The following is a 26,589-nucleotide window of genomic DNA, read 5'->3' as shown; positions in this document are numbered from 1 at the left end:
AGGGATGACGAGCGGCCGACCCCACCTTGCTCACTTTTCGGCAGGGAACGTCATCCCGCTTCGTCCGTTGAGCCTGACCGACATCTTCAACGGAGCGGTCGCCTATGTCCGCACCAACCCCAAGGCCACGCTGGGACTGGCCACCGTGGTGGTGCTGGCCTCGCAGATCATCACGCTCGCACTGCAAATCGGGCCGCTGTCAGCGCTCGGCGAATTCGACTCCACGCTGCAGGGTGAGGCTCCCTCGTCCGGGACCATCGCGGTGTTCGCCGGTGGCGTGTTCACCGGCATCGTCGTCACGACGCTGGCCTCGCTTCTGCTCAGCGGCATGCTCACCGTGGTGATCGGCCGCTCGGTGTTCGGTGGAAGCATCACGATCGGTGAGGCCTGGCAGCGGGTGCGTGGCCGACTGCCCGCGCTGATCGGGCTGACCGTGTTGCAGGCCCTGGCTCTGGCCGTCGTCATAGCCGGCGTGGCGGTGGTGATCGCCGGTGCGGGCAGCGTCGGCGGCGGCCTGGCCGCGTTCGCGGTAGGTGCACCGTTGGTGCTGCTGACCCTGGCCGCGGTGCTCTACGTGTCGACGGTTCTGCTGTTCGCTCCCGCCGTGATCGTGTTGGAACACCTCGGGATCGTCGCGGCGGTCAAGCGCTCATTCACGTTGGTCAGCAAGGACTTCTGGCGGGTGTTGGGCATCTGGGTACTGGCCACGATCGTGGCCGCGGTGATCGGCTGGGGCGTGGGCGCGCCGTTCAACGTGGCCGGGCAGATCATGACGATGATCGCCGACGGCCCCACCATGCCTGCACTGATCCTCAGCGCCGTCGGCTCCGCGATCGGGCAGATCGTCACCGCACCGTTCAGTGCCGGCGTGGTGGTGCTGCTGTACGCCGATCGCCGGTTCCGGGCCGAGGCGTTCGATCTCATGCTGCAGACGGGTGCGGGTGCACCGGTCGAGACCGCCGACCAACTCTGGCTGCCTGCCCCGGTACATCTGAGGTGACGAGCATCGACATCGACCGTGACGCCGCACACGACGCCGCGCAGAACGAACTGTCCAAGCCGATCTACCCCCGGGCTTCACCGGCCGACCAGATCGGCGACTGGCTCCGGGATCTGCTGTACCGGATCAGCGCCGCCGGCTCGACGATCCCCGGTGGCTGGTTCACCATCACGGTGCTGGTGATCCTGGTCGTGGCGGCCGTCGTGGTGGCCGTGCGGATCGCGCGGCGCACGATGCGCACCGCGGGCACCGCGGACCATGCCCTGTTCGGCAGCCAGGAGCTCAGCGCCGCACAGCACCGATCGATCGCTGAACAACATGCCGCACAGGGCGATTGGTCGGCAGCTATCCGGCACAGGGTCCGTGCCCTGGCACGCGGCCTCGAGGAATCCGGGGTCCTCGACGCTGTACCCGGCCGCACCGCGACCGAACTCGCTCGCGACGCCGCAGCGGCGCTGCCCGCGCTGTCCACCGAACTGCACAGCGCGGCAAACACATTCAACGATGTCACCTACGGTGAGCAACCGGGTACCGAATCTGCATACCTGGCGATCGCGGCGCTCGACGAGGTCCGGGTGCGATGAGGCAAGGTTCGGGGAAACACAGACTCCGCACGGCCCGCTGGGTGCTGCTGGCCTTCGCCGTCATCGTCGCGGTGGCTGTGGCGACCGTCTATCTCACGGCCCCGCGCCCGGGCGGGGTGATGGACCCCGAGTCCACCTCACCCGAGGGCACACACGCGTTGGTCAGCCTGTTACGTGACCACGGAGTCGAGGTGATCACCGCCGCCAACGTCGACGAGGTGACCCGCGCCGCCCGGCCCGGCACCCTGCTGGTGGTGGCACAGACGATGTTCCTGTCCAGCGAGAAAACCGTTGCCCGACTGGCCGATGCACCCGGTGACCTGTTGCTCGTCGCACCGACCGGGCTCACCCGGGAGAAGCTTGCCCCGCAGATCCGGCCCGACAAGCCGACGGAGTTCGGTGGCGGTGAGCCGGATTGTGAACTGCCCGAGGCAAACCGGGCCGGCACGACACAGCTGGGCAGCACCGATACCTACGAGGCCGCAGGCAGTACGCCGGTGACCCTCTGCTACGACGGGGCACTGGCGCGCTACCACGACGGGCCACGCACCGTGACCGTGGTCGGCACGGGCGACTTCATGACGAACTCGCGCCTGCTCAAGGAGGGCAACGCGGCACTGGCGATGAATCTGGCCGGCGCCGCCCCGCGGGTGATCTGGTACGCACCACAGCATTTCGAGGCCAGCTCGACGGCGGACGGCAAGCTGTCGGATCTGATGCCGCCACAGGTCCGATGGATCGTCCTGCAGCTGTGCCTGGTGGTTGCGCTGCTGGCGGTGGCCCAGGCCCGGCGGCTCGGCCCGTTGGTCGCCGAATCCCTGCCGGTCGTGGTCCGCGCCTCGGAGACCGTCGAGGGGCGTGGTCGGCTGTACCGCTCCCGCCGGGCCCGCGACCGGGCCGCCGGCGCGCTACGCACCGCGGCACTGGGCCGGCTGTTGCCGAGGCTCGGTTTGAACACCGCAGCGCCACCGCAGGCCGTCGCGGCCGCGGTCGCCGCACGCTGCGGTACTACTGCCGGCTCCGCCGGCCATCTCCTGTTCGGGCCACCCCCGGCCACCGATGCCGAACTCGTCCACCTCGCCCACCATCTCGACGACATCGAAAGGCAGGTCGCACAGTCGTGACTCAGCCCACCTCCGAGAACGCCCGTGAAGCCCTTCTGGCCCTGCGCAACGAGATCGCCAAGGTGGTGGTCGGCCAGGACGCGGTGATCAGCGGCCTGGTGGTCGCGCTGCTGTGCCGCGGGCACGTGCTGCTCGAGGGCGTGCCCGGCGTGGCCAAGACGCTGTTGGTGCGCACCCTGGCCGCGGCGCTGCAGCTGGAGTTCAAGCGGGTGCAGTTCACACCGGACCTGATGCCCGGCGACGTCACGGGTTCGCTGGTGTACGACGCGCGCACCGCCGAGTTCGAATTCCGCTCCGGTCCGGTGTTCACGAACCTGCTGCTGGCCGACGAGATCAACCGGACACCGCCGAAAACCCAGGCGGCACTTCTGGAAGCGATGGAGGAGCGGCAGGTCAGCGTCGACGGAAGCCCCCGGCCGCTGCCCGATCCGTTCATCGTGGCGGCCACCCAGAACCCGATCGAGTACGAGGGCACCTATCAACTGCCGGAGGCCCAGCTGGATCGTTTTCTGCTGAAGCTCACTGTGCCGCTGCCACCGCGGGATCAGGAGATCGCGATCCTGGGCCGGCACGCGCACGGTTTCGACCCGCGTGACCTGTCGGCGGTGCAACCGGTGGCCGGTGCCGCCGAGTTGGAAGCCGGGCGCGACGCGGTGCGCCAGGTGCTGGTCGGCGACGAGGTGCTGGGCTACATCGTCGACATCGTCGGCGCCACCCGGCATTCCCCGTCGCTGCAGCTCGGGGTGTCACCGCGTGGCGCGACCGCACTGCTGGCCACGGCGCGGTCCTGGGCGTGGCTGTCCGGCCGCAACTACGTGACCCCGGACGACGTCAAGGCGATGGCCCGGTCCACGCTGCGGCACCGGGTGGCGTTGCGCCCGGAGGCCGAGTTGGAGGGCGCCACCTCCGACGGGGTACTGGACGGCATCCTGGCCGCCGTCCCGGTGCCACGCTGATGGTTCTCACCGGCCGCGCGGGTCTGGTGGCACTGGTCTGCGTGCTGCCGATCGCGTTGGCCCCCTGGCCGGCAACGGCTTTCGCGGTGCTGGCGGCGCTGTTGGCCGCGGCCGTGGCGACCGATGTCGTGCTGGCCGGCGGTATCGGCGGCCTGCAAATGACCCGCGGCGGTGAGTCCACCGCGCGCCTGGGCCAGACCGTCGATGCGGTGCTCACCGTGCGCAATGCCGGGCGCCGCCGGGTTCGCGGTGCGATTCGCGACGCCTGGCCGCCAAGCGCGTCGGCGCAACCACGCGCACACCAGGTGAACATTCAAGCCGGCCAACAGGTTTCCCTGGCCACGCGGTTACATCCGGTGCGCCGCGGTGATCAACGGTGCGAAGTGGTCACGGTGCGCTCGATCGGCCCACTGGGGCTGGCCGGGCGTCAGCGCTCACAACAGCTACCTGGACAGGTACGCATCCTGCCGCCGTTCCTGTCCCGCAAGCACCTGCCCTCCCGGCTGGCCAGGCTGCGCCAGCTCGACGGTGCCATCCCGGTGCTGATCCGCGGTCAGGGCACCGAATTCGACTCGCTGCGTGAATATGTGGTCGGTGACGACGTCCGTTCGATCGACTGGCGTGCCACGGCCCGGCGCGCCGACGTGGTGGTGCGCACCTGGCGTCCGGAACGCGACCGGAGGGTCGTGATCGTGCTCGACACCGGACGCACCTCTGCGGGCCGGGTCGGGGTGGACCCGACCTCACTGGATCCTGGCGGGTGGCCGCGTCTTGACTGGTCGATGGACGCGGCGCTGCTGCTGGCGGCGCTGGCCTCCCGGGCCGGGGATCATGTCGATTTCCTGGCCATCGATCGGGTGACCCGCGCGGGGGTGTTCAATGCCTCGCGCACCGAACTGCTGGCCGCCCTGGTCTCGGCGATGGCTCCCTTGCAGCCCGCGCTGGTGGAATCCGATGCGACCGCGATGGTTTCGGCAGTGTCGCGCCGGGTGCGGGGCCGGGCGCTGGTGGTCCTGCTGACAGACCTGAATGCCTCTGCCCTCGACGAGGGGTTGATGACGGTGCTGCCGCAACTGTCGGCACGCCATCAGGTGTTACTGGCCGCGGTCGCCGATCCGCGGGTGGACCAGTTGGCAGCCGGTCGTTCCGATGCCGCGCAGGTCTATGACGCCGCCGCTGCCGAACGGGCCCGCAACGACCGCCGGGCGATCGCGTCGCGACTGCGCGGGCACGGCGTCGATGTGGTCGATGCCCGCCCCGAAGACCTCGCGCCGGCGCTGGCCGATCACTACCTGGCGATGAAGGCGGCGGGAAAGCTCTAGGCGGTGGGAACCAGATCGGGTGCGTCCTCGAGGTCGCCGCTCTCCCCCGCCCGGGCGGCCTTGCGCCCGAAGTGGAATACATAGCCCAGGAACGCCAACTCTGCGGCGATACCGATGCCGATCCGCATCCACGTCGGTAGCGGCGACGGGGTCACCAGCGCCTCGATCAGGCCGGACACCAGTAGCACGACCGCCAGTCCGACCGCGGCCGCGACCACTGCCCGGCCCTGTTCGGCCAGCACCTGCGCCCGGGGCCGGTTGCCGGGCGCGATCACAGTCCAGCCCAGGCGCATCCCCACCGCGGCCGCCAGGAACACCGCGGTCAGCTCCAGCAGGCCGTGCGGGGTGATCAGACCGAGGAACAGGTCCCCCTTGTCCGCGCTGAACATCAATCCGGCGATCAGGCCGAGGTTCGCCGCGTTCTGGAACAACACGTACGGGATGGGCAGCCCGAGCAGGATCGCGAACGCGATGCATTGGGCGGCCACCCAGGAGTTGTTCACCCAGACCTGCAGGGCGAACGACCCGGCCGGGTGCTCGCTGTAGTACGACGCGAAGTCGTGGTTGACCAATTCGTCGATCTCGCTGGGGGTTCCGACGGCCGCATGCACCTCGGGGTTGCCCGACACCCACAATGCCAGCGCCACCGTCACGATGAAGAACCCCACGGCCGACCCCAGCCACCAGCGCCAGGACCGGTAGGCGACCACCGGGAAGGACACCGTCCAGAACCGGACGAACTCACGCCACAGCGGGGCGTGCGCGCCGGTCACCGCGGCACGCGCCCGGGCCACGAGCCCCGACAGCCGTCCCACCAGGACCGAATCCTGCGAGGCCGATCGCACCATCGACAGATGGGTGGATACCCGCTGGTAGAGGTCGACGAGCTCGTCGACCTCGGCACCGGTCAACCGGCGGCGTCGTTTTACCAACTGCTCCAACCGGTCCCAGGTGGGGCGATGGGCGACGACGAACGCATCGACATCCACCTGGCAAAGCGTAGTCGGTAGCGTGTCTCGGTATGGTTTGGCAGCCCGCGCCGGTGGTGACCGGCGACGCCGTCGTCCTCGACGTCGCGATCGCCCAGTTGCCCGTGCGCACCCTGGCCGCACTGATCGACATTATGGTGATCGCCGTCGGGTACGTGGTGGGCGTGGTGTTGTGGGCGATCACCCTGACCCAGCTGGACGAGGCATTGTCGGCCGCGATTCTGATCATCTTCACGGTGCTGACCCTGGTCGGTTATCCGGTGCTGATGGAGACCGCGACCCGTGGCCGGTCGCTGGGCAAGATGGCGTTGGGTCTGCGGGTGGTCGCCGAGGACGGCGGCCCGGAACGATTCCGCCAGGCACTGTTCCGCGGGCTGGCCGGCTTCGTCGAGATCTGGATGCTCACCGGTGGACCCGCGGTGATCTGCAGCTTGGTCTCGGCCAAGGGCAAACGGCTCGGCGACATCTTCGCCGGCACCGTGGTGATCAGTGAGCGCGGACCCAGGCTGAACCCGCCTCCGGTCATGCCCCCGGCGCTGGCCTGGTGGGCCGCCTCGCTGGAACTGTCCAGCCTGGGCCCCGAGCAGGCCGAGCTGGCCAGGCAGTTCCTGTCACGCTCGGCTCAACTCGAACCGCGCATCCGCCATGAGATGGGCCACCGAATCTTCGGCGAAGTGGCCTCCCGCATCTCGCCACCGCCGCCGCCGGGTGCGCCGGCCGAGTACGTGCTGGCCGCAGTGCTGGCCGAACGGCACCGACGCGCATTGGCCCGGCTGATGCCTCAGGCCCGCGCAGCGACGTACCCGGCGCCGTATCCCGGTTATCCTCCCGCCCCTCCGACCAGCGGATTCACCCCACCCAGCTAGGGTGTGGGACATCACTGTCTCATTTTGATCCGGCCGTGCTACATTTTGATGCATGACCAGTTCGGCATCGACGCACAGCGGGCCGCGGGAGCGCACCCGTAAGGCGATTCTCGATGCCGCGATGACGGTGCTGGCCGACAATGCGACGGCGTCACTCAGCGATATCGCGACCGCCGCCGACGTCGGCCGCAGCACCGTGCACCGGTACTACCCGGAGCGCACCGACCTTCTGCGTGCCCTCGCCCGGCACGTCCACGACCTCAGCAACGCCGAGATCGACCGCGCGGACCCGACTCACGGTCCCGCCGACGAGGCACTGCGCCGCGTCGTGGAAAGCCAGCTCGACCTGGGTCCCATCGTGTTGTTCGTCTACAGCGAGCCGACGATCCTGGCCGATACCGAGCTGGCGGCCTATCTGGACACCGGCGACGAGGCGATCGTCGAGGTGCTCAACCGAGCGTCAGTCGACAGGCCCGAATATCCCCCAGGATGGGCCCGGCGGGTGTTCTGGGCGCTACTGCTGGCCGGCTATGAAGCCGCCAAGCAGGACGGCACCCCCCGCCACCAAATCGTCGACGCCATCATGACCAGCCTGACCGCGGGCACCATTCAGCTCCCGCGCGGCTGACCCCAAACTTTGCTTGGAGAAACCCAATGTCCACCTGCCTCGAAGGCAGCCCGGCTGTGACGCCGACCCCGAAACGCGCCTGGGTGGCGCTCGCGGTCCTGATGCTGCCGGTACTGCTGATCGCCATCGACAACACCGTGCTGGCCTTCGCCCTTCCGGCGATCGCCGAGGATTTCCGTCCCGCGGCGTCCACCCAGCTGTGGATCGTCGACGTCTACTCCCTGGTGCTGGCCGCGCTGCTGGTCGCCATGGGCGGGCTCGGTGACCGGTTCGGCCGGCGCCGCCTGCTGCTCATCGGTGCCACGGGCTTCGCGATCGTCTCGGCGGCCGCGGCCTTCGCACCGAGCGCGGCCTACCTGGTCGCCGCGCGTGCGGCGCTCGGCGTCTTCGGCGCGATGCTGATGCCGTCGACGCTGTCGCTGATCCGCAACATCTTCGTCGACGCCTCGGCGCGCCGGCTCGCCATCGCCATCTGGGCCTCGTGCTTCACGGCGGGCTCGACGCTGGGCCCGATCGTCGGCGGCGCGCTGCTGCAGCATTTCCACTGGGGTTCGGTGTTCCTCGTGGCGGTCCCGATCCTGCTGCCCCTGCTGGTGCTCGGACCCCGGCTGGTGCCCGAATCACGTGACCCGAACCCGGGCCCACTGGACCTGCTGAGCGTCACGCTGTCGTTCACCGCGATGTTGCCGTTCGTGTGGGCGATCAAGACCGCGGCCCACGACGGCTTCTCCGGCAGTGTCGTCGCCGCGTTCGCGATCGGCGTCGTCTCCGGCGTGCTGTTCGTGCGCAGGCAGAACCGCAGTGCCACACCAATGCTCGACATGGGCCTGTTCTCCTATGCGCCGTTCAGCGCGTCGATCCTGGCGAACTTCCTGTCGATCGTCGGCCTGATCGGGTTCATTTTCTTCATCTCGCAGCACCTGCAGCTGGTGCTCGGCCTGTCGCCACTGGCGGCCGGTCTGGTGACCCTGCCGGGCGCGGTGGTGTCGATGATCGCGGGCCTCGCGGTGGTCAAGGCCGCCAAGCGGTTCGCGCCGGACAAACTGATGATCTTCGGCCTGGTGTTCGTCGCGGCCGGATTCGGCTTGATCCTGGCCTTCCGTCACGACCTGTCGGTGGCCGCGGTGATCGCGTCGTTCGTGGTGCTGGAGTTGGGTGTCGGCGTGTCACAGACGGTGTCCAACGACACCATCGTGGCGTCGGTGCCCGCGGCGAAAGCCGGTGCGGCGTCGGCGGTCTCGGAGACCGCGTATGAGCTGGGCGCCGTGGTGGGCACCGCGACCCTCGGCACGATCTTCACGGCGTTCTACCGCAACAACATCCAGGTGCCCGCCGGACTGACCCCGGCACAGGCCGCCGACGCCGGCGAGAGTATCGGCGGGGCCACCTCCGTGGCCGCCGATCTTCCCGCCGAGATCGGTCAGCGCCTGCTGGATTCGGCGCGTACAGCGTTCGACTCCGGCATCGCGCCGACGGCGATCATCGCGGCGACGCTGGCGCTGACGGCGGCCGGCATCGTGGCGGCCGCGTTCCGCAGACAGGCTCAGCGGTAACGCAGTCCGATCAGCAGCAGCACCGCACCGATGAACCCGGACGCGGTGCGCACATGGTTCCACGCGGTCCAGCTGCTGAGGTAGGCCTGCCATTCCGCGGCCGCGTCGGCCATGTCGATCTTGTCGAGATGGTTGTTGAGCGGCACGTTGAACGCCATGGTGATCAGCACTCCGAGGACGCCGAAGATCGCGCCGGCCAGCAGATACCAACTGCCCGGCCGGCCGATCTGGGCCACCGCGGTCGCGCCGACGATCACCGACAGCAGCGCCGAGCCGAACAGGAACAGCAGAAACGGTGCGTTGGTGTTGGCCTCGGCGTTCATGCCGCGCATGGCGGTGACGGCGTCAACGGGGCCGGTACGGTCGAGGCCGCGCATCACGAACGTGGAGAACGCGTAGAAGATTCCGCCCGCGGCGGCACTGCCGAGGGCTGCGGCTGCGGTGAGCACGACGGCTGGGCTGATGGTCATGGCTTCAGTCAACGACGCCGAGGTGAGACGTTCCATCGCCGAGAATCCCGATTCCATACGCGATCGTCTCGCACACCTCGCGCTGCCAAGATGGACCCGTGACGTTCGACGAGTTGGTGGCCGAGGCCGAGGCGACATCGGTGGACGGCTGGGACTTCTCGTGGCTGGACGGCCGGGCCACCGAGACCCGGCCGTCGTGGGGTTATCAACGCCTGATGAGCCGGCGGTTGGCGACGGTGTCCTCGGCGTTGGACATCCAGACCGGCGGCGGCGAGGTGCTCGCCGGAGCCGCAGAATTCCCACCGACCATGGCGGCCACCGAATCCTGGCCGCCCAACCTCGACCGGGCCACCCGGCTGCTGGGACCTCGCGGCGTCGTGGTGGTCGCCGATCCCGACGAGCCGCCACTGCCGTTCGCCGATGCGGCATTCGATCTGGTACTGAGCCGGCACCCGGCGACTGTGTGGTGGGACGAGATCGCCCGCGTGTTGGCCCCCGGCGGTACGTATTTGGCCCAACATGTGGGCCCGGCAAGTGTTTTCGAGCTGACCGAGTTCTTTCTTGGGCCCCAGCCCGAGGCTCGCAGGGCGCGTGATCCGGAAACCGAGTCCGCCGCGGCGTGTGCCGCCGGCCTCGACATCGTCGACCTACGTGCCGAGCGGCTGCGGATGGAGTTCTTCGACATCGGTGCTGTGGTGTACTTCCTGCGCAAGGTGATCTGGATCGTTCCCGGCTTCACGGTCGACACCTACCGTGACCGACTCGAGCAGTTGCACCGGCAGATCCAGGCCGACGGTTCGTTCGTCGCGCATTCGGCGCGCCACCTCATCGAGGCACGCAAGCCGGGTTGAGCGCTACCCTACTGTCGTGGACGCCCTGGTAGGACTGCTGGACGGGGTCCGCGCTCGGGGTGCGTTCGTGCTGCGGCTGCGCATGGATCCGCCCTGGTCGCTCGCCATCCGCGACGAGGCACCGCTGGCGCTGATCTGTCAGACCCGCGGGGATGCCGTGATCGTAGGCACGCGCAGCGGCACGTTCCGGCTGGGTCCAGGCGACGTCGCCCTGACCCGCGGCACCGAAAACTATGTCTTCGCAGACGATCCGGCTACACAGCCGAGCGTTGTCATCAACCCCGGCCAGCGCTGCACGACCCTGTCCGGTGAGGATCTGCACTTCGAGATGTCGCTGGGCCTGCGCAGCTGGGGCAACAGCGCGACCGGAACGTCGGAGTCGATCGTCTGCGCCTACGAGGGGCGCAGCGAGGTCAGCGCCCGACTGCTCGATGCGCTGCCGGTGTTGCTGGTGCTACGGGCGCACGAGTGGGACACCCCGCTGGTCGACCTGCTGTCCATCGAGGCGGGCCGCGACGGACCCGGGCAGGAGGCCTATCTCGACCGCCTGCTCGACCTGCTGCTGATCGGAGTGCTGCGCACGTGGTTCGACCACGGCAATGCACCGTCGTGGTGGCAGGCCGAACAGGATCCCGTCGTCGGGCCCGCCCTCAAATTGATCTACAACAATCCGGCACATCCGTGGACCGTGGCCAATCTTGCCGCGGCCGTTGGATGTTCGCGTGCCGTGTTCGCCCGCAGGTTCACCGATCAGGTCGGCGAGCCGCCGATCGCATTCCTCACCGGCTGGCGCCTGGCGCTGGCGGCCGACCTGCTGCGCGGCACCGAGGCCACGATCGCCGCGGTGGCCCGGCAGGTCGGCTACTCCACACCGTTCGCGTTGAGCAGTGCGTTCAAGCGGTCCTACGGCATCAGCCCGAACGAACATCGGGCGGTGTGACGGCCGCCCGGCGTGCGGCCAACACCCCGGTGATCGAGGTGGTCGCGATGGTCAGCAGCGCGCCGAGCATCAGGGCCGCGGGCTCGCCCGGCGCCAGCAGGTGCTGCTCGGTGCCGAGGGTGGCGGCAGCGACAGGGACGCCGAGTTGGGCAGCGGAGAACACCGCGAGTGTCACCGGCTGACCGAACAACCCGCCCGCGCTGTGTGCGATCATCGCACCGAGTCCCAAAGCCACACCGAGGACGATGAATTCGGGATGGTCGGCGAGTTCACGCACCTGCAGCGATGCGCCCAGCCAGACGAAGAACAGCGGGCCGAAGAACCCGTCGGTGATACCGAACAGCTGCCGGGCCAGCCGGCGGGGCTCCCCGATGGCCGCCACCACCAGACCCAAGGCGAAACCGGCCAGCATGATCGAGACATGGGTGGCCAACGCGACCGCCGAGAGCCCGAACAGGAAGATCAGGCTGAGCCGAAGCTCGAGCGCGAACTTGTGCTTCGAGGAGTAGTGGTGCAGGCGCCGGCGCAGACCCCGCGCATACGCGGCCCGCAGGACCAGGAACAGCAGGCCCGCGCTACCCGCGATGGCCAGCGCGCCCATCGCCGCACGCGGGGCCCGCTGAATGTCGATCACCAAGGGCAGCAACACGATCGACGCGGTGTCGGCGATCGCGATCTGGGCGGTCACCGACAGCACGTGGGGTCCTTGCAGACGCAGGCCGTCGATCACCGGCAGAGCCAGGGCGGCCGACGACGACGCCATCAACACCGCGTACAGCGCTGCGTGTCCGGTGCCGAACGCGCGGGCGATCGCCACGCCGAGTACCGCGGCCACCGCCCCCACGAACACCGCCCGCAGCAGCGCCTTGGGTATCGCGCTGCGCAACGTGGTGTCGCGCACGGGGACGTGGGTGCCGACGACGAACATCACCAGGGCGAAACCGATGTTGGCCAGCAGCGTGAAGGTCGGGTCGTCGTGGTCGACGATGCCGAATCCGGTTCTGCCGAACACGATCCCGGCGATAAGCTCACCGATCACCACGGGGATGCGCAACCGCGGCACGGCAGCCAGGACCGGCCCGGTCAGGCCGATGACCGCGACCAGAGCCAGTGTGTCGAATCCGAAGCCGGCCACCGGCTCACATTAGGCGCTGATCCAGTTCCCGTGGAACCCGTAGGGCACGCGATGCGGCAGTCTGATGGTGGCGACGGGCTTTCCGCCGAAGTCCGACGCATCCAGGATCACGAGGTCGCTGCCGTCGCGCTCGGGGTTGTACACGTAGCCCAGGTACCACCCGTTGCTCTCGTCGGCCCGGCCCGCACCTGGGACGAACACGGCCTCCCCGGGCCCGCCGGATCCGAGTTCGTGGCGCACGCCGGTACCGGTGGTCAGGTCGTAGCGAATCCAGGCGCTGTCCGCGACGGACACCGAGTACCGGGCGGGCAGACCGGCCAGGCGGTCGTCGATGCGGGGGAACTCCACCCCGAGATCGTCGAGCTGACGTTCGCGGACCGTCCCGGCGGCCAGGTCGATCCGCCACTCCCACAGCACGCCCTCGACGTCGAACCCGCCGCCGTTGCGCCACAGCTCCGGATAGCGAACTGCCTGCAGCACAATCGCATTACCGTCACCATGGGCGTTGGCGACATGGAACACGTAGCACGGATCGATGTCGAACCAGCGGATCGGCGCATCGGGGTCGTCGCGGCGCAGCACACCGAACCGGGCACCGTGGTCGTCGCTCCAGCGGTACGGCATGTCCCCTTCGCCCTTGACCGCGATGTCGAGATCGAACACCACAGGCAGGTCCATGAAGATCACGTGGCCCGCGGTCATCGCGAAGTCGTGCATCATGGTGTGCGCCTTGACATCCACCGGCCGGTTGACGGTCAGTTCGCCATCGGCGTCGGCGCGGTGATAGGTGACGTAGGGCTCGAAGAGGCTGCCGTATCCGAAGAAGTGCAGCTCGCCGGTCGTCGGGCAGATCTTGGGGTGCGCGGTCATCGAGTCGACGAGCTTGCCACCGAAGTCGTAGGCGCCGACGGTTTCCAGGTCGTTGGTGATCTCGTAGGGCAGTGAGGATTCCACCAACGCCAGGGTCTTGCCCGCGTGGTTCACCACGTGGGTGTTGGCGACGGCCGACCGCAAATTTCGCGTGCCGTCCTTGTTGTACAGCGGAAAGTCCTCGATGAAGCTGTCGGTCCGCACCCAGCGGTTGCGATACCACTCGGCGGCGCCGCCCTCGATACGGATGCCGTGGATCATCCCGTCACCGGTGAACCAGTGCTGGGTCGCCTGGCGCGGATTGGGGCCGTTGCGCAGGTACCAGCCGTCGAGTTCGGCGGGGATCACGCCATCGACATGCAGGTGGTGTTCGTCGAGTTCGTCGGCCACGGGTGCGTAGTTGCCGCGCCGGAAGAAGTCGGTCTCGCCGATGGGCAGGGCTGAGGTCATGCACCCCACAGTGACATTCCACAACTGACATGTCAAGAGTGGACGGTAGACTGCCGACATGAGTCTTCGCATGGCGGCACTCGGCCTGTTGGCACAGCACCCCGGCAGCGGCTACGACCTGCTCAAGCGGTTCGAGAAATCGATGGCCAACGTCTGGCCCGCCACCCAGAGCCAGCTGTACGGCGAGCTCAACAAACTGGCGGACGCCGGCCTGATCGAGGTGTCGGCGATCGGCCCGCGCGGCCGCAAGGAGTACCGCATCACCTCGGCCGGGCGCACCGAACTGGAGCGCTGGATCACCAATCCCGCCGCCGACCCACCCGAACGCAGCGCCGGGCTACTGCGGGTGTTCCTACTGGGCGAATTGCCCCGCGACCAGGCCGGCGAGCACCTGGCGGCGCTGGCCGCCCACGCCGACGCCGAGGTGGCTCGGCTCAAGGAACTCGAGGCCTCGATCCCCTGGTCGGACACCGACGAGGACCTCTACGGACACGCGGCGCTGGAATACGGCCTGCGCTTCAACGCCATGCAGGCCGAGTGGGCACATCGACTCAAAAAGGCTATCGACAACCGATAGATTCCGATATATCGTTGACGCATCGGCAGCGCGAACAGCGCTCCTCAACGACAACGAAGGATTTACTCCAATGACCCACCCATTCAATTCACAGAACGGCGGCTTCGGTTTCGTACCGCTCGGCCGCGAAGAGGCTCGCATCATGTTCCGCCAGGCCCGCAACGCCCGCCGGGACATGCGCGAACAGATGCGCGCACAGGCAGAAGCCGCCCGCGAGGGCGTCGACTCCACCTGCCAGACCGGTTTCGGCTTCGACCCGCGCGGCGGGCGAGGCTTCGGCTTCGGTTTCGGCCCCGGACCGCTCGGCGGTGTCGTGGGCGGACCGTTCGGCGGGCACCGTGGCCGCGGCGGGCGCCGCGGTCGACGCGGCGATGTCCGTGCCGCCATCCTGACCCTGCTGACAGAGCGGCCCATGCACGGCTACGAGATGACCCAGGAGATCGCCACCCGCAGCCACAACCTGTGGAAGCCCAGCCCGGGCTCGGTGTACCCGACACTGCAACTTCTGGTCGACGAGGGCCTCATCGTCCCGACCGAATCCGAGGGCAGCAAGAAGACCTTCGAGCTGACCGAGGAAGGCCGCCAGGCCGCAGCCGGAATCGAGACCGCGCCCTGGGACCAGATCACAGAGGACGCCGATCCCGCTGCCATGAACCTCCGCGGCGCCCTCGGCCAGCTGATGGCCGCCGTCGGGCAGTCGGCCTATGCCGCAGGCGAGGACCAGCAACAGCGCATCCTCGACATCATCAACAACGCCCGCCGCGAGGTCTACCAGGTCCTCGGCGAGGAGTAGCGGCCCGTAGGCTGCCTTTGTGAACAGCCTCGTCACAACCATCGCGCCGGCCGTCGTCGCAGTCCTGACCGCGGCCGGCGCGGTCATCGGACTCCAATTCCGTGATGTCGACGCCTACGAGCGCCGGCGCAACATCTGGCAGTGGCTCCTTGTCCTGCTCGCCGCCGCCGCGACATTGGGGGCCGTCGGTTCGGCATCCGGCGTGGGAAGCGTCATCGAGGCCACCATCATGGCGGTGGTCGGGGTGGCCGCCGTCGTGCTCGCGCACGTGTTGTGGCGCCGGCGTGTTCCCGACGCCGAACCCCGCAACATCGCGATCGCGACCGCCGCCGCTGCGTGCGCGGTCCTGGTCATCATCGGCGTGACCATGCTGACCTACACCGGGAGCAAGGGCTGCCGTCAGGCCGATCCCCTGGTGCAGTCCAGCCGCGCGAGCTCCGGCGCCCTCATGCCGACGATCGAGGCCAACCAGGGACCGACGGTCGGCGACTTCAACGACTGGGCCAAGATCATCCGAGAGCAGGCCGATCAGGTGACCGACGGCGAGGTCGCACAGCACGCGCATCGAATGGGCGAGCTGGCAGGACAGATCGCCGAGGCCGTCAGGAACAACGACAAGGCCGAGCACGCGCTGCTCGGCAAGCAGTACTACGACGAACTCGGGTCCATCCTGCAGAAGTGCCAGATCCAGGTGACCCGCTAGATCTCGACCCAGTCCAGGGTGCGCGAAACAGCCTTGCGCCAACCGGCGTAACCCACAGAGCGCTGCGCGTCGTCCCAGTGCGGGCTCCAGCGCTTGCCCTCCTGCCAGTTGGCCCGTAGGTCGTCGGCACTCTCCCAGAACCCGACCGCGAGCCCGGCGGCGTACGCCGCACCCAGCGCCGTGGTCTCGGCCACCACCGGCTTGACCACGTCGACTCCCAGCACGTCGGCTTGGATCTGCATACACAGCGCATTGGCGGTGATGCCGCCGTCCACTTTCAGAACCTCAAGGTGCACACCGGAATCGGCCTCCATGGCCTGCACCACGTCGCGGCTCTGGTAGCAGATCGCCTCCAAGGTGGCCCGGGCCAGATGGGCGTTGGTGTTGAAGCGGGACAGCCCGACGATGACGCCACGGGCGTCGGAGCGCCAGTAAGGGGCGAACAGCCCGGAGAACGCGGGCACGAAGTACACGCCGCCGTTGTCGGTCACCTGCCTGGCCAGGGCCTCACTCTGCGCCGCACCGCTGATGATGCCAAGCTGATCGCGCAACCACTGCACCGCCGATCCGGTCACCGCGATCGAACCCTCAAGGGCGTAAACGGGTTTCGAATCGCCGAACTGGTAGCACACCGTCGTGAGCAGGCCGTTGTCCGAACGCACGATCTTCTCGCCTGTATTGAGCAGCAGGAAATTGCCTGTGCCGTAAGTGTTCTTGGCCTCACCGGGCTCCAGGCAGACCTGCCCCACCATGGCCGCCTGCTGATCGCCGAGGATTCCGGTTACCGGCACCTGCCCGGCCAGCGGACCGTCGTCACGGGTGATCCCGAACGAGGCCGGGTACGACGACGGCTTGATCTCGGGCAGCATCTGGCGCGGAATCGAGAAGAACGACAACAGTTCGTCGTCCCAGTCCAGGGTTTCCAGGTTCATCAACATGGTTCGGCTGGCGTTGGTGACGTCGGTGACGTGCACGCCGCCGCGGTAACCGCCGGTGAGGTTCCAGGTCACCCAGCTGTCGGGCGTGCCGAAGATGGCGTCGCCGTTTTCCGCGTCACGCCGGACCCCCTCGACGTTGTCCAGGATCCATTGGATCTTGCCGCCCGAGAAGTACGTCGCGGGCGGCAGCCCCGCCTTGCGCCGGATCACGTCACCGCGGCCGTCGCGGTCCAGCGCCGCGGCGATGCGGTCTGTGCGGGTGTCCTGCCAGACGATCGCATTGTGATACGGCCGCCCGGTGTGGCGGTTCCAGACCAGCGTGGTCTCCCGCTGGTTGGTGATGCCCAGCGCGGCCAGGTCCCCGGCCACCAGGTTGGTCTTGTTCAGCGCGGTCATGATCGCCGCCGAGGTGCGTTCCCAGATCTCGACCGGATTGTGTTCCACCCACCCGGCCTTGGGCAGGATCTGCTCGTGCTCGAGTTGATGGCGCCCCACCTCGGCACCGCCGTGATCGAAGATCATGCACCGGGTGCTGGTGGTGCCCTGGTCGATTGCAGCTACGAAGTCCGCCACTGTGCCCCTTTCCCGGGTCGCTGTCGCTCCTGCCCGCCGAAACGTCCATCATGGCTTACATGGCTCCCGACCCCTCAGATATCGACCGGATGCCACGGGGCGGGTTCCGCGCGTCGTGCCTGGACCGGCTGCTCGAGACCGACCGGTTGGAGTACCTGGACCGCGACGACGTCAGCGAATCAACCAAGAGCCAGGTGATCGGGGCGCTGGACTGGACCGGCCGGTTCTTCAAGAACCATCAGCGCTTCGCCGCGATCGCCCTCGATCTGCTCGCCGACGTGCCCGATCCGCGGATCCTGGAATTGGGTGCCGGGCACGGCGGGGTGTCGCGCCAACTACTGACCGATCACCCGTCGGCCCGCGTCACCGTCACCGACGTCGACCCGGAATCGGTAGCCCGGATCGCCGCCGGTGACCTCGGCAGCCATCCCCGTGCCGAGGTCCGCCAGATGGACGCCACCGCGATCGACGCCGCCGACGACAGTTACGACCTGGTCCTGTTCGCGCTGTCGTTCCACCACCTGCGCCCCGCACAGGCCGCCCAGGTGTTCGCCGAGGGCACCCGAGTCGCCCGCACCCTGCTGATCATCGATCTGCCGCGGCCACCGGCCCCGCTGCACCTGTTGCGCCTGGCGACGATGCTGCCCGCATCCGTGCTGCTCCCGTTCGTGCACGACGGCGTCATCAGCTCGCTACGCAGCTACAGCCCCTCGGCATTACGCAGTCTGGCCCGCCATGCCGACCCGTCGATCGAACTCACCCTGCGCGGCGGCCTGACCTCGCCCCAGATCGTGATCGCCGGGCGCGCAACATGAATCGTGTCAGGCTCGCCTTTTGACCTGAGGAGTTACCGCGAAGAAGTCGGCCACGGTGGAAGCCAGCTCCAGGAAGGCCTGCCGTGTCGGACCGCTGAGGAAGCCGAGGTCCACCTCCGCACCTTCGGCCAGGTGATCGTCGAACGGGATCACGTGCAGCGCCCGCACCCTGGGCAGGAAATGGTTGGACAGCTGCCCCATGTCCAGACCGAGTGCGCCCGGCCTCGATGCGCTGACCACCACGATCGCCTTCGGCACCAGGTGTGAATAGCCGTTGCGCTCAAGCCAATCCAATGTGGCGAGTGCGCTTCGCGCCGAGTCGATGGCAGGCGAGGCCACGATCACGATCGCGTCCGCAGCGTCCAGCACACCCGCCATCGCCGAGTGCACCAGCCCGGTACCGCAGTCGGTCAGGATGATGTTGTAGAAGCGCTGCAAGACACCGAGCACTCCGCGATAGTCATACTCCGAGAAGGCTTCTGAGGTGGCCGGGTCCCGCTCGGACGCCAGGATCTCCAACCGGCTCGTGCTTTGAGAGGTGTGCCTCCGGATGTCGGAGTAGCGCGAGATACCGTCGTCGAGGAGCACGTCGCGCACCGTGGAGGCGCACTCGTTGGGTCCGCGCTGGGCCAGTGTGCCGAAGTCGGGGTTGGCGTCCACCGCGATCACCCGGTCGCCACGGGTCGCGGCCAGCGTGGCCCCCAACCCGACGGTGGTGGTGGTCTTGCCCACCCCGCCCTTCTGGGACAGCAGGGCGATGTTGAACGGACCGCCGACCACCGGCTGGTTGACGCGGTCCATCAGCGACTTGCGGCCGGCCTCCTGCTCTGAAACTCCCGGGTTGATGCCGGTCGCCCGGTAAACAGCCTTGCGCCAGCCCGTTTTCGGCGTCGGCGCGGCGCGAACCAGACCGAGGTCGCCGTTGCTCGGCACCACCGACGGAGGCTGGATCGCAGCGCTCCCCGGCCTGGTGGACGTGAACGGAGTCTGCTCCGGCGGCCCGAGCGTGAGGCGCTCGTCATTGCTGTCGGTCATGGCTGCTTCCTTCCGTCAACTCGATGCCGTCATGCCGAGCACCTGCTTGAGTGCGGCCTGCATGTCGGCCAACTCGATCCGCATCAGCTGCGACTCGTCGAGTTCCGACAGGTTCATGCCGTGGATCTCGCTGAGCCGGTATTCGCGTTCCTCTTCGGCTGCCTCGATCACGTTGCGCACGAACCGGCCGTTACCGGCGAGGTCGATACCGGGGCGCAGTTGTCCGGTCGAGTCGAGTGCCTCGCTCTGGCACAGCGCGACGCACGAGCTGACGAGTTCCTCATGGGCGGCGTCGGACAGTTCGGAATCCCTGGTGCGGGCGACCAGTTTTCCGATGTCCCCGAGTTCGGTCGGCCCGTACGAACCGAACCGGATCCGTTTGGTGAACCGCGATGCCAGGCCGTCGTTGGAGGCCAGGAAGCGGTCGATCTCGGCGTCGTAGCCGGCGATGATGACGACCAGCCGGTCGCGGTCGTTCTCCATCCGGGCCAGCAGGGTGTCGACCGCCTCACGGCCGAAGGCGTCGCCGCCGGACAGCCCGGTCTGGATCAGCGTGTAGGCCTCGTCGATGAACAGCACCCCGTCCATCGCCGAGTCGATCAGCGCGGTCGTCTTGATCGCGGTGCTGCCGAGATGCTGGCCGACGAAGTCGTGACGCTTGGCCTCCACGATGTTCGGCGTCCGCAGCAACCCCAGCCCGCAGTAGGTCTGGGCGACCACCCGGGCGATCGTGGTCTTGCCGGTCCCGGGCGGGCCGGTGAACGCCAGGTGCAGACTGTGCGCCGCCGAGCTCAGGCCCTTGTCCCCTCGGACCTTTGCCAGCATCGCCGCCGACTTCAGTTTGGCGACTTGAAGTTTGACCTCTGACAGGCCGATCTGCCGGTCCAGCTCCTCCTGCGCCGCCCGCAGATACTCGTTGCCGCGCTCCGACAGATCGTCGGCCATCAGGTCTTCCGCCGACGGCACGCTGGCCGGGTCCCAGCGGTCCGAGCGCGAGTCGACGATCTCCTTCGAGGTGATCACCAGGCGGTACTTCGGATCGGCCAGCGCGGCGGCGTTCGCCTCGAATCCAGGGTCCTCGCTGTAGATCCGTTCGAAGATCACCCGGGCGTCCTGCTCCTCGCCCATCTCCCGCAGGGTGAGTCCCTTGCAGAACTCCGCGGCGCGCCGGGCTCCGGGGACCGGACCCTCGATCGCCCGGTCGAGCCGGCGGATGCCCTCGCCGAACAGTCCCATCTGCGCGCACGCCGACCCGACCATCAGATCGGCGCCGGCGCCGATGTAGCTGTCGGTGAACGATCCCGACCTGCTCAACGCACTCAGTACGTCAGGCCAGCGCTGTGTGGTGAAGTGCAGTACCCCACGGATGTAGGCACAGATCTCGCCGGTGTCGCCGTCGGCCGGCGTTGCGGTCTGTTCCAGCTTGTCCAGCACCTGCTCGGCTTCGTCGAAATCCTTGGCACCAATCATGCTCGCGGCGTACGCGAGCCACATCTCGGTCTTGGTGCTCAACGGGTAGTCGAGATAGAGGCCGGTCTGGAAGCGTCCGCTCAACGCCCGTTGCGGCAGCCCGAGTCGGCGCTGCTCACGAAACAACGAGAGTGTGCTGGTTCGGTAGAGGTGGTAGATGACCTCGGGACTGGAGTCACCGGTGGCCGCGCGACCCAACCACGCATCGCACATGTCCGGGTCGTACTCGGTGGCCCGGCGGAACGCCAGCGCCGCGTACGGCAGGTCGCGCTCGGTCTCCAGCCCGTCGATGGGAATGCCGAGCGACAGCACTCCGGCATCGAAAACGCGCTGCGCATCGGTAGATCCACTCATCGGAGGTGACACATCTCCTCACTGCACGGTCAGCCGCGATTCGCCCGCGAGTGTACTAAGTTGAGCAGAATGGCACAGCCGGTGCAGTCAGCTGGTGGAACGATTGCGGTGCACACCACCGAACGCGGTCTGCCCGTAGCGCTCCGCCTCGACCCCGTCGAGTTGAAGAAGCCGCCTGCGCAACTGGCCGATGAGATCATGGCGCTGTGCCGATTGTCGGCGGCCCGCGCTCAGGTCGACCGCAGGCGCGGCCTCATCGAAAAGGGTTACAGCGCATCGGTTATCGATCCACTGAAGCTGGCCACCGAAGACGAGCTGGCCCGTGCCGAGGACGAGGCGCTCGGCGAGGAGGACGACCCGCCGCCGACCTGGGGCAGGTCGGTATGACCAGTCTCGCCGACTCGCTGGTCGGCCGCATCCGCAAGCAGCGCGATCTTGTGCAGGCAATGGATGAGCACTGCCAATCGATTTCGGCACGCGTCACCAGCCGTGACGGAAATGTCAGTGCCGAAGTCGACGGCATGGGTGCGATGACCGGGCTGTGGCTCGGGCCCGCCGCACACAAGCTGGGCGCCGACGCGCTTGCCAAGCTCATCGTCGAAACTGCCAGCGCCGCTGCACAGGTCGCGTCGGCACGGCAGCAGTACCTCACCGAGGAGTTTGCTCAGCGCATGCAGGAACTCGGCCAGGCGTCGCTGACCCGTTGGGACGGCGGCTCTTTCGAACCCGAGCGTCAATAACCGCCGGGCAAACGACCTCACATTCCGAGGGGCGACCAACGGGTTGCACCCTGAACTGCGGTGCAGTCGTCAGCCTGCCCGCACGACTCGCCCACGAATTGCTTATCCAGCAATTTTTGCCGTCGCACTAATTACCGATTCGAACGATCTACACGCATAATTCGCGCAAAATTCAGTTAGCTGCGAGCCACTGGCGCCGCTATAGTTTATTGGTCTCGTGCCCCACAACCCCCGCGTCAAGCTGGAAAGGTATTAGCACGATGAGCGACATTTTTGCCGCCAAACCCGCCGGGATGGCCACCTTCTCCACTGCCAGCGAAGCCGCAGGATCTGCGATAACCGCGGCCGGCTCCGCCGACTCAGCGGCGATGCTCATGTCGGCGGCGGCGGCGCTCGGCCCGATCGGAGCGGTCTACCTCGCGGCCTTCGGCCCAGCTCAGGCCAATAATCTGGCGGGGACGCTGCTGGTGGGCGGGGTGCATGCCGCCACCAGCGCCGCCACCGAAATGTCCCGGTCCGCCGTCCTGTCCAACGACGACGCCTAGGCCTGACGCGATATGCCCACAGTTTTGCCTCCCCGGCCGGTAACCCCCGTCGGCCAGTTGGCTCAGCAGGTTCCCGGCTACGACGCCACCCCGGTTATCGCTGCTCAAGAACAGAACCTGCAAGAGTTTCTGAATTTGCCAGTACGACAAATTCTGGAACGCCTGGGTTTGCCGCCAATTGCAGATCAAAAGCCCGCGGAAGAACCGCCGCCCGAGGGTCAACCCGAACAGCAGCCGCCGGCCAATCCGATGGATCCGAGCGCATTGATCAGCCCCGTCACCGATGCACTCAGCTCGTTGGGCAGCGGGATGTTCGAGGGCGTCGACCCGACGACGATGCTGCAGTCCATCTCCAAGATGTTCGACTCGACCGGCAGCTCGATGCAGAAGTCTGTCGATTCGGTGGGGGACGCGTGGCAGGGCGCCTCCGGCACGGCCGCAGCGTCCAAGTCAACCTCCGCGATCTCCGACGGGGCCGAGGTCGGTGCCCAATCCGATGCGCTGAGGACCAGCTTGACGGCGGCAGCGGCCGACGTCGGGCAGGCCCGGGTCCGGCTCATCGAGATCATCACCGAATTCGCCGCGACAATCGCGGCCATCGGGCCCATGATCATCTTCCCGTGGGGATGGGCAGCAGCAATCGCCGCTGCCAACAAGGCAATTGCCACCACGGCCGAGGTGATGACCGAGCTGCAGACTTCGCTGGCGGCTCAGGCCGGCAAGGTCACCGCGGCCGGTGCGCCGGTGGGTATCACCGCTGCGCCCGAGGGTGCGTCCTCGCTGGCCGGCATGGCCTCCTTGATGCCGATGGCGATGAAGGGCGCCGAGGCCGGGATGCAGGCCGGCACCGGAGCGGCGTCGGCGGCTGCCAGTCAAGCGGCCGCGAATCCCGCGATCGATCCGATGGACCCGGCCGCCGACGCTGCAGGAGAAGGTGAAGGCGGCGCCGCGATCGCGGGCGCGGGAATGGGCGCGGGCGGTGGCGGCGGCAGTGCGATCGGCGGTGGCGCGCTGGCCCCCCGCTCACTACCCATGTCATCGATGATCCAAGCCGAAAGTGCAAGTACCACAGCGCAACCAGCTGCCGCGCGCGTGGGCGGTGTGGCGTCTCCCGGCATGATGGGCGGCGCACCCATGGGTGCGATGGGCGCCGGGCAGGGGGCCAATGCGTCCTCGAGCAACAACCACACGTCGGCGTCGTTTCTGCACACCACCGACCAAGGCAGCGAGATCGTCGGCGATCTCGGCACTGCGGCACCCCCGGTCCTCGGAGAGGCCGACCCCTATCAGACCCCGGACGTCGAACTCCGGATCTAGCCAGCCAGACAAGGAGAACCGCCATGGCCGACAACGCCGGCATGTCCATCCAGCCCGGAGAAGTCCAGGAGATCAGCCGTCAACTCGACGAGCTCGCCAACCGCGTCCAGCGGGTGATGACCGACGAGGCGCCCAACCTCACGGTGACACCGTCGGCCCGTGACGAGGTGTCGCAACGAATTGCCCGGACCCTCAACGAGGTCCACACCTCGTTCGGTACCTCCACCGACGAGGGCATGACCGAGATTCACGAAGTGGCGGCGACGCTGCGCGGCCATTCGTCCAACATCGCCGCTTCCGAGGACTTCGCCGGCTGATATCCGCACGATCATCTGGTTTCTGTCGACGAGGGGAGGTTTCCGGGCGTGGGGTTCACCGACGTTGCGTGGGAGTCGCGCAGCACTGAGCAGCTGGCTCGCGACCTCACCGAGGGGCCCGGTCCGGCGTCGGTCGGCGGGGCCGGTGCGGCCTGGATCCGGGTTGCCAACGAATTGGCCACCGTGTCTGGTGATTTCGACAAGCTGGTGGCGCGCCTGCGGACCGTCTGGGACAGCCAGGCCTCCGACGCGGCGGCACAGCGCCTGGAAGAGTTCGGCAAGTGGTTGCAGGCGATCAGTCTCAACGCGGCCGGCAACGGTCAGCGTGCTGAAGAAGCGGCCGTTGCCAACACCGTGGCAGTGCTGGCGATGCCCAGCGTGTCAGAGGCGGTCGAGGCCAAGACCGCCCAGGACATGATGGCCTCGCTGGCCGCCTACAACGGGGCCGTGCTGACCGGGACGTTCGCCGAGTTCGACGCGGCCGCCACAGCCGACCAGGCCAATGCTGCGGCCGTGATGCAACAGTACGAGGAGGCCGCCGCTCCACTGGCCCAGCCGTGGGAGCAGCCTCCGCCGCCGCAGGTGTCCAAAGGCAATGCGCTCAAGGCCGAACAGGGCACCGACGCCGGGTCCGGCGCGGGCGGTGGGGCATCCGGCGGTGCGGCCACAGTACCACCGCCGCCGCTGGCCCCCATGCTCGCACCGGGCGTCAAGTCGAGCGCCGACCCGAAGGCGTTGCAGAAGACCGGGTTCACCGGTGCGGGTGGTTCCTCGGGCACCGGGATGAGCGGGGCTCCCTATGCCCCGATGGGCGCCATGGGCCGTAACGACCAGCACCGCGACTACGAATCCGTACAACCGGCGGCGACTCTGGACGGGGCGGGAGAACCGGGAGCCGGGGTATCCGACGCCGGGCAGGCCTGGCTGCCCGCCGCTCAGCAGAACGACGCACCGTTCATGGTGTCGAACGTCAGTTGGGGTCCCGATACCGCGGTGTTCGACGAACTCGCCGCGCCCGAGGTGCCCGCAGGCGAGGGGTTCGCCGACGAACCTGAGCGCACTCTGGAGCAGGTGGACAACCGCTGGGTGACTCCGCCCGTCATCGGCGTCGACCGGGGGCTGAACCTGTGACGGCCTCTCTCGTACCACGGTTCGTCGTCACCGACGACGAACTGCACGTCCTGGCAGCACGTCTCGGAGTCCAGGCGCTGCCGCTGGTGCTGGACCTGCGCACCCGGCACCCCACCGAGACGGCCCGCGCCGAAGCTCTCGGTCATGCCACCCGGAGCCTGACCGAGCGCGGCCTGCTGTCCGCCGGGGAGGTGGGTGCCGAACTCGCCGCGGTCGTGCAGTCGCTGCAGCGGCCAGACCGCGAGCTCGCCATGCGCCTGGTCACCCCTGACGGGCTGGCCCGCGTCACGGTGGTGCGGTATGGCGCGCAATGCATCTCGGGCTGCCGGGTGGGCAACGACATCACGCTGGATCTGGTCGACGACGGCGTAAACCTGTCCAGCGCCGCGGGCGCCCTGTTGCGCCGGCTCCCGGCATCCGCGCCCGCCGAGATCAGCCCGGTCGGCGCCCCGCTCGCCGACGTCAGCCAGGCACTCTCGGACACCCATGACGCCGCGGTGCTGTCCGACCGGATCCGGGCACTGGGGGCCGATCCACGCTCCGCGATGACGCTCGGTTCGGCGCTGGCGTCGCGGTTGGCGTTCGCCGAGATCGTCTACTACGCGCTCGATGACGACCTCGACCGAATCTCGCGGTCCGCCGGGGCGGTCGGCATTTTCTACACCAAGCGGGGACGGATCGCGGCGGCCCCGAGCGCCTCTCCCAGCGGCCAGTTGTGGACCACCCTCAAGCCGGGGTCGGGCCACACGATCAAGCAGGCCGTCGGCCAGCTTGTCGAGCTGTCCAGCTACAGATGGGGGGACTGCTAGATCCGCTCCGTGTTCACCAGCGAATTCTCAACCACCATCCGGCGATTCGCGCCGGACATGACAAAGAGAGGTAAGGCATGACGCTCCATCTGACGCCTGCGGAAGCTCAGCAAAAGATCGAGAACATCGACAAACAGATGATGGATGTCAGGCGGCTGGCTTCCCAGATCCTCGACCAGACCGAGTCCATGACGGCCAGTTCGTGGACGGGCGGCAAGGCGGCGAAGTTCCGCGGCATCATGACGCAGCACCACGAAGACTTCAACTACGTCATCAACAACCTGCAGCACATCGTCGACAAGGGAAAGTCTGACATCAACGCACTTGTCAGCCACGACGCCGACTAGAAATCGAAAGGTTTTGATCAATGGACACGGATAGCATTCGGTATCAGTACGGAGCCAACTACGCGTCCCTGGACGACATTCAGGGAGCGACCAACAACGCGCAGGCCATGCGCGAAGAGGTCAGCCAGGTCTTCGCCGCCCTGCAGGGCGTGTACGAGGGCGAGGCCGCGGCGACGCTGCACCAGAAGCAGGTTCAGATCCTGGAGCAGATGGACGCGATCCTCAACGAGATCACCCAGACCCGCACCGGGGGCAACCAGTCGCAGGAGGACGCTGCGGCGCTCGACGCCCACCTTGCCGGCGGCTTCTAGGACCGCAGTCTCGTCGGCGGGCTCGGTTGTCGGCTCCATCGCGACCGGGCCCGCTTGCGCGTCCCATTTTCCAGTG

29 protein-coding genes and 1 pseudogene are annotated in these 26,589 nt (G+C 67.9%); 23 read left to right on the top strand and 7 right to left on the bottom strand.

Annotation, left to right across the window (positions count from 1 at the left end):
- Positions 1 to 4: 4 nt before the first annotated feature.
- The 5 genes from ACNQR1_RS04955 to ACNQR1_RS04935 are packed head-to-tail and all read left to right on the top strand — an operon-like array spanning position 5 to position 4,986.
- Positions 5 to 1,000 carry a hypothetical protein gene (locus ACNQR1_RS04955; RefSeq protein WP_418044511.1) on the top strand — a complete coding sequence of 332 codons (996 nt, stop codon included), beginning with the start codon at positions 5 to 7 and terminating at the stop codon, positions 998 to 1,000.
- A complete protein-coding gene (locus ACNQR1_RS04950; RefSeq protein ID WP_418044510.1) occupies positions 997 to 1,584 on the top strand; it encodes a DUF4129 domain-containing protein in 588 nt (195 codons plus the stop codon). Before ACNQR1_RS04955 ends, ACNQR1_RS04950 begins: the two co-directional genes overlap by 4 nt.
- Positions 1,581 to 2,708: a DUF4350 domain-containing protein gene (locus ACNQR1_RS04945; protein WP_418044509.1), complete on the top strand. Its 1,128-nt coding sequence runs from the start codon at positions 1,581 to 1,583 to the stop codon at positions 2,706 to 2,708. Before ACNQR1_RS04950 ends, ACNQR1_RS04945 begins: the two co-directional genes overlap by 4 nt.
- Positions 2,705 to 3,664, top strand: coding sequence for an AAA family ATPase (locus ACNQR1_RS04940; RefSeq protein ID WP_418044508.1), 960 nt, complete (start codon positions 2,705 to 2,707; stop codon positions 3,662 to 3,664). Before ACNQR1_RS04945 ends, ACNQR1_RS04940 begins: the two co-directional genes overlap by 4 nt.
- Entirely contained in the window at positions 3,664 to 4,986 is a 1,323-nt protein-coding gene (locus ACNQR1_RS04935) for a DUF58 domain-containing protein (protein ID WP_418044507.1), read from the top strand. Before ACNQR1_RS04940 ends, ACNQR1_RS04935 begins: the two co-directional genes overlap by 1 nt.
- Here the strand turns inward: ACNQR1_RS04935 and ACNQR1_RS04930 are convergent.
- Complete coding sequence (locus ACNQR1_RS04930) at positions 4,983 to 5,975, bottom strand: stage II sporulation protein M (protein WP_418044506.1); 993 nt, start codon at positions 5,973 to 5,975, stop codon at positions 4,983 to 4,985. The genes ACNQR1_RS04935 and ACNQR1_RS04930 overlap by 4 nt on opposite strands.
- A 32-nt stretch (positions 5,976 to 6,007) precedes the next feature.
- On the opposite strand from ACNQR1_RS04930, the gene ACNQR1_RS04925 reads away from it, so the two are divergent.
- Genes ACNQR1_RS04925 through lfrA form a run of 3 tightly spaced genes read left to right on the top strand, consistent with a single transcriptional unit; the run spans position 6,008 to position 9,022 of the window.
- On the top strand, positions 6,008 to 6,841 hold the full coding sequence (locus ACNQR1_RS04925; protein ID WP_418044505.1) for an RDD family protein: 834 nt from the start codon (positions 6,008 to 6,010) through the stop codon (positions 6,839 to 6,841).
- 52 nt (positions 6,842 to 6,893) lie between these two features.
- Complete coding sequence (locus tag ACNQR1_RS04920) at positions 6,894 to 7,469, top strand: TetR/AcrR family transcriptional regulator (protein WP_418044504.1); 576 nt, start codon at positions 6,894 to 6,896, stop codon at positions 7,467 to 7,469.
- Between the two features lie 26 nt (positions 7,470 to 7,495).
- A complete protein-coding gene (gene lfrA / locus ACNQR1_RS04915) occupies positions 7,496 to 9,022 on the top strand; it encodes an efflux MFS transporter LfrA (RefSeq protein ID WP_418044503.1) in 1,527 nt (508 codons plus the stop codon).
- Here the strand turns inward: lfrA and ACNQR1_RS04910 are convergent.
- On the bottom strand, positions 9,013 to 9,549 hold the full coding sequence (locus ACNQR1_RS04910; protein WP_418044502.1) for a DUF1772 domain-containing protein: 537 nt from the start codon (positions 9,547 to 9,549) through the stop codon (positions 9,013 to 9,015). The two genes, lfrA and ACNQR1_RS04910, sit on opposite strands and share 10 nt — an antisense overlap.
- 41 nt (positions 9,550 to 9,590) lie before the next feature.
- Between ACNQR1_RS04910 and ACNQR1_RS04905 the strand changes: the two genes are divergently transcribed.
- On the top strand, positions 9,591 to 10,343 hold the full coding sequence (locus ACNQR1_RS04905; protein WP_418044501.1) for a class I SAM-dependent methyltransferase: 753 nt from the start codon (positions 9,591 to 9,593) through the stop codon (positions 10,341 to 10,343).
- A 16-nt stretch (positions 10,344 to 10,359) separates the two neighbouring features.
- The gene (locus ACNQR1_RS04900; RefSeq protein ID WP_418044500.1) at positions 10,360 to 11,283 is read left to right on the top strand and encodes an AraC family transcriptional regulator; all 924 of its coding nucleotides are present in this window, start codon (positions 10,360 to 10,362) and stop codon (positions 11,281 to 11,283) included.
- Here ACNQR1_RS04900 and ACNQR1_RS04895 read toward each other — a convergent pair.
- Both ACNQR1_RS04895 and ACNQR1_RS04890 read right to left on the bottom strand, forming a co-directional pair.
- Positions 11,255 to 12,418 carry a cation:proton antiporter gene (locus ACNQR1_RS04895; protein ID WP_418044499.1) on the bottom strand — a complete coding sequence of 388 codons (1,164 nt, stop codon included), beginning with the start codon at positions 12,416 to 12,418 and terminating at the stop codon, positions 11,255 to 11,257. The two genes, ACNQR1_RS04900 and ACNQR1_RS04895, sit on opposite strands and share 29 nt — an antisense overlap.
- Positions 12,419 to 12,427: 9 nt before the next feature.
- Positions 12,428 to 13,738 (bottom strand): carotenoid oxygenase family protein, encoded by a 1,311-nt coding sequence (locus ACNQR1_RS04890; protein WP_418044498.1) that lies wholly within the window; start codon positions 13,736 to 13,738, stop codon positions 12,428 to 12,430.
- 58 nt (positions 13,739 to 13,796) lie between these two features.
- Here ACNQR1_RS04890 and ACNQR1_RS04885 point away from each other — a divergent pair, with 58 nt between their 5' ends.
- The 3 genes from ACNQR1_RS04885 (at position 13,797) to ACNQR1_RS04875 (ending at position 15,811) form a co-directional block, all read left to right on the top strand.
- On the top strand, positions 13,797 to 14,315 hold the full coding sequence (locus ACNQR1_RS04885; protein ID WP_418044497.1) for a PadR family transcriptional regulator: 519 nt from the start codon (positions 13,797 to 13,799) through the stop codon (positions 14,313 to 14,315).
- 70 nt (positions 14,316 to 14,385) lie between these two features.
- Complete coding sequence (locus ACNQR1_RS04880) at positions 14,386 to 15,108, top strand: PadR family transcriptional regulator (protein ID WP_418044496.1); 723 nt, start codon at positions 14,386 to 14,388, stop codon at positions 15,106 to 15,108.
- A 19-nt stretch (positions 15,109 to 15,127) separates the two neighbouring features.
- Positions 15,128 to 15,811, top strand: a complete 684-nt coding sequence (locus ACNQR1_RS04875) for a hypothetical protein (protein ID WP_418044495.1) — start codon at positions 15,128 to 15,130, stop codon at positions 15,809 to 15,811.
- On the opposite strand, the gene glpK is transcribed toward ACNQR1_RS04875, so the two are convergent.
- Positions 15,808 to 17,271, bottom strand: a complete 1,464-nt coding sequence (glpK, locus tag ACNQR1_RS04870) for a glycerol kinase GlpK (protein WP_418050276.1) — start codon at positions 17,269 to 17,271, stop codon at positions 15,808 to 15,810. The genes ACNQR1_RS04875 and glpK overlap by 4 nt on opposite strands.
- Positions 17,272 to 17,372: 101 nt before the next feature.
- On the opposite strand from glpK, the gene ACNQR1_RS04865 reads away from it, so the two are divergent.
- Positions 17,373 to 18,137 (top strand): class I SAM-dependent methyltransferase, encoded by a 765-nt coding sequence (locus ACNQR1_RS04865; RefSeq protein WP_418044494.1) that lies wholly within the window; start codon positions 17,373 to 17,375, stop codon positions 18,135 to 18,137.
- 6 nt (positions 18,138 to 18,143) lie between these two features.
- Here ACNQR1_RS04865 and ACNQR1_RS04860 read toward each other — a convergent pair.
- Positions 18,144 to 19,133: pseudogene (locus ACNQR1_RS04860) on the bottom strand (AAA family ATPase); the annotation flags it as partial.
- Positions 19,134 to 19,187: 54 nt separating this feature from the next.
- On the bottom strand, positions 19,188 to 20,996 hold the full coding sequence (eccA, locus tag ACNQR1_RS04855; RefSeq protein WP_418044493.1) for a type VII secretion AAA-ATPase EccA: 1,809 nt from the start codon (positions 20,994 to 20,996) through the stop codon (positions 19,188 to 19,190).
- A 69-nt stretch (positions 20,997 to 21,065) separates the two neighbouring features.
- Between eccA and ACNQR1_RS04850 the strand changes: the two genes are divergently transcribed.
- From ACNQR1_RS04850 to ACNQR1_RS04810, 9 genes are all read left to right on the top strand, one after another.
- On the top strand, positions 21,066 to 21,383 hold the full coding sequence (locus tag ACNQR1_RS04850) for a hypothetical protein (protein WP_418044492.1): 318 nt from the start codon (positions 21,066 to 21,068) through the stop codon (positions 21,381 to 21,383).
- Entirely contained in the window at positions 21,380 to 21,736 is a 357-nt protein-coding gene (locus tag ACNQR1_RS04845; protein WP_418044491.1) for a YbaB/EbfC family nucleoid-associated protein, read from the top strand. Before ACNQR1_RS04850 ends, ACNQR1_RS04845 begins: the two co-directional genes overlap by 4 nt.
- Positions 21,737 to 21,996: 260 nt before the next feature.
- The gene (locus ACNQR1_RS04840; RefSeq protein ID WP_418044490.1) at positions 21,997 to 22,281 is read left to right on the top strand and encodes a hypothetical protein; all 285 of its coding nucleotides are present in this window, start codon (positions 21,997 to 21,999) and stop codon (positions 22,279 to 22,281) included.
- 249 nt (positions 22,282 to 22,530) lie between these two features.
- Complete coding sequence (locus ACNQR1_RS04835; protein WP_418044489.1) at positions 22,531 to 23,598, top strand: hypothetical protein; 1,068 nt, start codon at positions 22,531 to 22,533, stop codon at positions 23,596 to 23,598.
- A gap of 23 nt (positions 23,599 to 23,621) precedes the next feature.
- Complete coding sequence (locus ACNQR1_RS04830) at positions 23,622 to 23,915, top strand: PE domain-containing protein (protein ID WP_418044488.1); 294 nt, start codon at positions 23,622 to 23,624, stop codon at positions 23,913 to 23,915.
- Between the two features lie 48 nt (positions 23,916 to 23,963).
- The gene (locus ACNQR1_RS04825; RefSeq protein WP_418044487.1) at positions 23,964 to 25,046 is read left to right on the top strand and encodes a PPE domain-containing protein; all 1,083 of its coding nucleotides are present in this window, start codon (positions 23,964 to 23,966) and stop codon (positions 25,044 to 25,046) included.
- On the top strand, positions 25,043 to 25,855 hold the full coding sequence (locus ACNQR1_RS04820; protein WP_418044486.1) for an ESX secretion-associated protein EspG: 813 nt from the start codon (positions 25,043 to 25,045) through the stop codon (positions 25,853 to 25,855). The genes ACNQR1_RS04825 and ACNQR1_RS04820 overlap by 4 nt, the downstream gene beginning before the upstream one ends.
- 77 nt (positions 25,856 to 25,932) lie before the next feature.
- Positions 25,933 to 26,202: a WXG100 family type VII secretion target gene (locus ACNQR1_RS04815; protein ID WP_418044485.1), complete on the top strand. Its 270-nt coding sequence runs from the start codon at positions 25,933 to 25,935 to the stop codon at positions 26,200 to 26,202.
- A 20-nt stretch (positions 26,203 to 26,222) separates the two neighbouring features.
- Positions 26,223 to 26,513 carry a hypothetical protein gene (locus ACNQR1_RS04810; protein WP_418044484.1) on the top strand — a complete coding sequence of 97 codons (291 nt, stop codon included), beginning with the start codon at positions 26,223 to 26,225 and terminating at the stop codon, positions 26,511 to 26,513.
- The last annotated feature ends 76 nt before the right edge of the window (positions 26,514 to 26,589 follow it).

The organism is Mycobacterium sp. 48b (assembly GCF_048282725.1).
Classification (GTDB): domain Bacteria; phylum Actinomycetota; class Actinomycetes; order Mycobacteriales; family Mycobacteriaceae; genus Mycobacterium.
This window is presented reverse-complemented; position numbering and strand designations above follow the sequence as displayed.

Bases quoted from the DNA above. Each gene is read 5' to 3' on its own strand.
- ACNQR1_RS04920 (WP_418044504.1), top strand. From the start codon at position 6,894: ATGACCAGTTCGGCATCGACGCACAGCGGGCCGCGGGAGCGCACCCGT.
- ACNQR1_RS04840 (WP_418044490.1), top strand. From the start codon at position 21,997: ATGAGCGACATTTTTGCCGCCAAACCCGCCGGGATGGCCACCTTCTCC.
- ACNQR1_RS04955 (WP_418044511.1), top strand. From the start codon at position 5: ATGACGAGCGGCCGACCCCACCTTGCTCACTTTTCGGCAGGGAACGTC.
- ACNQR1_RS04845 (WP_418044491.1), top strand. From the start codon at position 21,380: ATGACCAGTCTCGCCGACTCGCTGGTCGGCCGCATCCGCAAGCAGCGC.
- lfrA (WP_418044503.1), top strand. From the start codon at position 7,496: ATGTCCACCTGCCTCGAAGGCAGCCCGGCTGTGACGCCGACCCCGAAA.
- ACNQR1_RS04885 (WP_418044497.1), top strand. From the start codon at position 13,797: ATGAGTCTTCGCATGGCGGCACTCGGCCTGTTGGCACAGCACCCCGGC.
- eccA (WP_418044493.1), bottom strand. From the start codon at position 20,996: ATGAGTGGATCTACCGATGCGCAGCGCGTTTTCGATGCCGGAGTGCTG.
- ACNQR1_RS04925 (WP_418044505.1), top strand. From the start codon at position 6,008: ATGGTTTGGCAGCCCGCGCCGGTGGTGACCGGCGACGCCGTCGTCCTC.
- ACNQR1_RS04910 (WP_418044502.1), bottom strand. From the start codon at position 9,549: ATGGAATCGGGATTCTCGGCGATGGAACGTCTCACCTCGGCGTCGTTG.
- ACNQR1_RS04850 (WP_418044492.1), top strand. From the start codon at position 21,066: ATGGCACAGCCGGTGCAGTCAGCTGGTGGAACGATTGCGGTGCACACC.
- ACNQR1_RS04865 (WP_418044494.1), top strand. From the start codon at position 17,373: ATGGCTTACATGGCTCCCGACCCCTCAGATATCGACCGGATGCCACGG.
- ACNQR1_RS04945 (WP_418044509.1), top strand. From the start codon at position 1,581: ATGAGGCAAGGTTCGGGGAAACACAGACTCCGCACGGCCCGCTGGGTG.
- ACNQR1_RS04890 (WP_418044498.1), bottom strand. From the start codon at position 13,738: ATGACCTCAGCCCTGCCCATCGGCGAGACCGACTTCTTCCGGCGCGGC.
- ACNQR1_RS04815 (WP_418044485.1), top strand. From the start codon at position 25,933: ATGACGCTCCATCTGACGCCTGCGGAAGCTCAGCAAAAGATCGAGAAC.
- ACNQR1_RS04880 (WP_418044496.1), top strand. From the start codon at position 14,386: ATGACCCACCCATTCAATTCACAGAACGGCGGCTTCGGTTTCGTACCG.
- ACNQR1_RS04830 (WP_418044488.1), top strand. From the start codon at position 23,622: ATGGCCGACAACGCCGGCATGTCCATCCAGCCCGGAGAAGTCCAGGAG.
- ACNQR1_RS04835 (WP_418044489.1), top strand. From the start codon at position 22,531: ATGGATCCGAGCGCATTGATCAGCCCCGTCACCGATGCACTCAGCTCG.
- ACNQR1_RS04810 (WP_418044484.1), top strand. From the start codon at position 26,223: ATGGACACGGATAGCATTCGGTATCAGTACGGAGCCAACTACGCGTCC.
- ACNQR1_RS04935 (WP_418044507.1), top strand. From the start codon at position 3,664: ATGGTTCTCACCGGCCGCGCGGGTCTGGTGGCACTGGTCTGCGTGCTG.
- glpK (WP_418050276.1), bottom strand. From the start codon at position 17,271: ATGATCTTCGATCACGGCGGTGCCGAGGTGGGGCGCCATCAACTCGAG.